The following is a 2,389-nucleotide window of genomic DNA, read 5'->3' on the forward strand; positions in this document are numbered from 1 at the left end:
TACTTCGGTAAACGCAACAAGTTCAGGAATGACCGATGGGTGTTCGGTGCCCCTGGCACCCCTGCCTACGTCACGAAGTTCTCCTGGACTGACATCGTCCGGCACGCAATGGTCAAGGGGAAGGCATCACCCGATGGCCCCTCCCTGACTGACTATTGGGCAACTCGGCGCAAGAAGGTCAAGCCGCCGCTCGACAAGTACACGCTCCGCCTGCTCACCAAGCAGGAAGCGCGTTGTCCACTGTGCGGCGACCAACTTCTCTTCGCCGAACAACCCCCTGAGTCTCCTGAGCAATGGGAGCGATGGTGGCTGCGGATCGCCCGCCAGGCGATCACGGCCGACTACCTCGTTCACCATGGGAGACCAGGCTCGCGGTCAAACGATGATGGGACCCGGCTCGTACACGCTTCCTGTCGCCGCGGATATCTCATCCGCCAACGCAGGAGCACAGCACAGCTCTCCTGAATCGTCCTGTGGGGCTTGCATGAGCCGTGTGCCGCGATGAGTGGCACGCACGGTTCTGAGGGGGGAGCGGCGGGGTAACCCGCCGCTCCTACCCGGCAATGCCTGCGGTGCAGAGCCGTTGGGGCGGGCTCAGATGTAGTCAAAGAAGCGGTCCCACCAGGTTCGTGGCTCGAAGTACGTACCGAGGTTGCTGACGCCGTCGTATCGGTTCCAGAGCAAGTGCTCGGAGACGGCGATGTAGCCGAGTGCTTCGAGTTCGTCGTCGATGGGGCGACGGTCGGCGGTGTCGAAGAGGACGTTCTCCTCTTCCTCGTCGTAGCTGCCGGGGTTCCCCAGCGTCACGGCGACGAGGTTGCCGTAGTTGCTGACCGTGATGGTGAGGTGGTCGCCGCTGACCGTCGCACCGGCGGGGATGACGATGGTGCCGTGATGGTTCGCGTCCTGGACGCCTCGATCGACGGTGCAGGTGCAGCGGAACCGCTGATCCAGCCTGTTGGCGAGCTGATCGAATCGCGCTCGGGTCGCGACGTGGTCGTAGCTCGCAGGGAACTCCATGCGGTCGGGATCGTCGAGGTCCCTCAGCAGAGCCCAGATGTGCTGGTCATCGAGGGGCATGGCCATCGTCTCCGTGTCGGTGGGGATGCTTGATGCGGTGGCTGACCTGCGCGGCGTAGGTGGCCCAGTCGCCGGCGGCCGCCTTCTGCCACTGGACGGCCACGTGGATGTGGACGCCGAGCATTCGGGCAAGGATCGCGGCTGGGAGCTCGGTTGTGAGGGTGAACAGCGCGGTGGAGCAAGTCGCCGCTGGCGAGGAGATCAGCGTCTCGTCGGTCGCCCGCGCCGCCGGCGTCCACCGCAGCCTGATTCACCGTCACGGAGACCTGCATGCGCCCGTCATCGCCCGCGCGAGCCGGCCCCCACCCGGCGCGACCACTGGAGCATAGGTCAGTCGCAAGTCTCTGCTGACCGACGTCGCGAACCTCACCGCCCGCAACGGGCGACTGGCCGCGCACATCACCCGGCTCGAACGACGCCTCTCCGAGGCACTCGGTCAGGCCGCCTGGGAAGCATCCGGCCTGGGCGCCCTCGCCGACGGCGAGACGCTCAACCGCAGGGTCGCCGAGCTGGAACAGCAGCTCCTCGACCTCCGCCCGAGTTCATCGACCGAGACGAAGACTTGGCCGCCGCCCGCGCAGCGAACCGCGAGCTTATGACGAAGCTCAACGGATGCCAGGCACCAGCCCGTTGATGTAGCGGTCGACCTTCGGAAACCGCTCGCGCCGGCGGAGGCCGACCTCTGAAACTGGTCACCATGAACACCCTGTCGATCAGGACACTGGGCCTGATCATCGAGACCGCGGTCGACAGCTGCAGCGGGACTGAGCTGAAGAACATGCTGATGATGACCGAGCTGGGTGACGGTGATCCGCCCAAGTTCACCAGCAAGGCCGAAATGCTGCGGCCGGCTCTGCTGAGGGCCCAGCGCTCCGCTACACAGGGGGACAACGCGAACGCGCACAAGGCTCTGCTGGAGTTCGTCCGACTCCTCGTCGAGAGCCTCAACCCGTTCTACCGCGACAAGCTCCCAGCTCTGACAGAAGCGATGTCGGGCGATGGCTTCGAGCTCCAGATCACCCGGAACAACTCGAAGCTCACCTGCCGAGTGCTGCCCAACGAACCCACAGTCGCCCCTCTCAACCCGGAGATCACCGCGCTGGAGGCGGAGCTGAAGGCGCGCGGCTACACCCAGGCGCTCGGCCACTACCAGCTGGCCGTGAAGCACTTCGCCGAACAGGACCACGCATCCTCGAACGGGCAGCTCAGGGCAGCCCTAGGGACTGTTCTGAATTCAGATCATGAGTTCGTGGATTCGGGCGCTTCGGCGGTGCTGCTGCTGGTAGAAGAAGGCCATGACACGCGGAGA

At 65.1% G+C, this 2,389-nt stretch carries 2 protein-coding genes and 1 pseudogene; 2 read left to right on the forward strand and 1 reads right to left on the reverse strand.

Annotation, left to right across the window (positions count from 1 at the left end):
• Positions 1-465 (forward strand): annotated as a pseudogene (locus ACZ52R_RS43415) (group II intron reverse transcriptase/maturase); the annotation flags it as partial.
• Between the two features lie 129 nt (positions 466-594).
• On the opposite strand, the gene ACZ52R_RS43420 reads toward ACZ52R_RS43415, so the two are convergent.
• Complete coding sequence (locus tag ACZ52R_RS43420; RefSeq protein ID WP_465625592.1) at positions 595-1,080, reverse strand: hypothetical protein; 486 nt, start codon at positions 1,078-1,080, stop codon at positions 595-597.
• 697 nt (positions 1,081-1,777) lie between these two features.
• Here ACZ52R_RS43420 and ACZ52R_RS43425 point away from each other — a divergent pair.
• Positions 1,778-2,389 (forward strand): hypothetical protein (locus tag ACZ52R_RS43425; RefSeq protein ID WP_465755570.1); only part of this gene is annotated, 612 nt, incomplete at its 3' end.

Source organism: Kitasatospora sp. NPDC034023 (assembly GCF_055575795.1).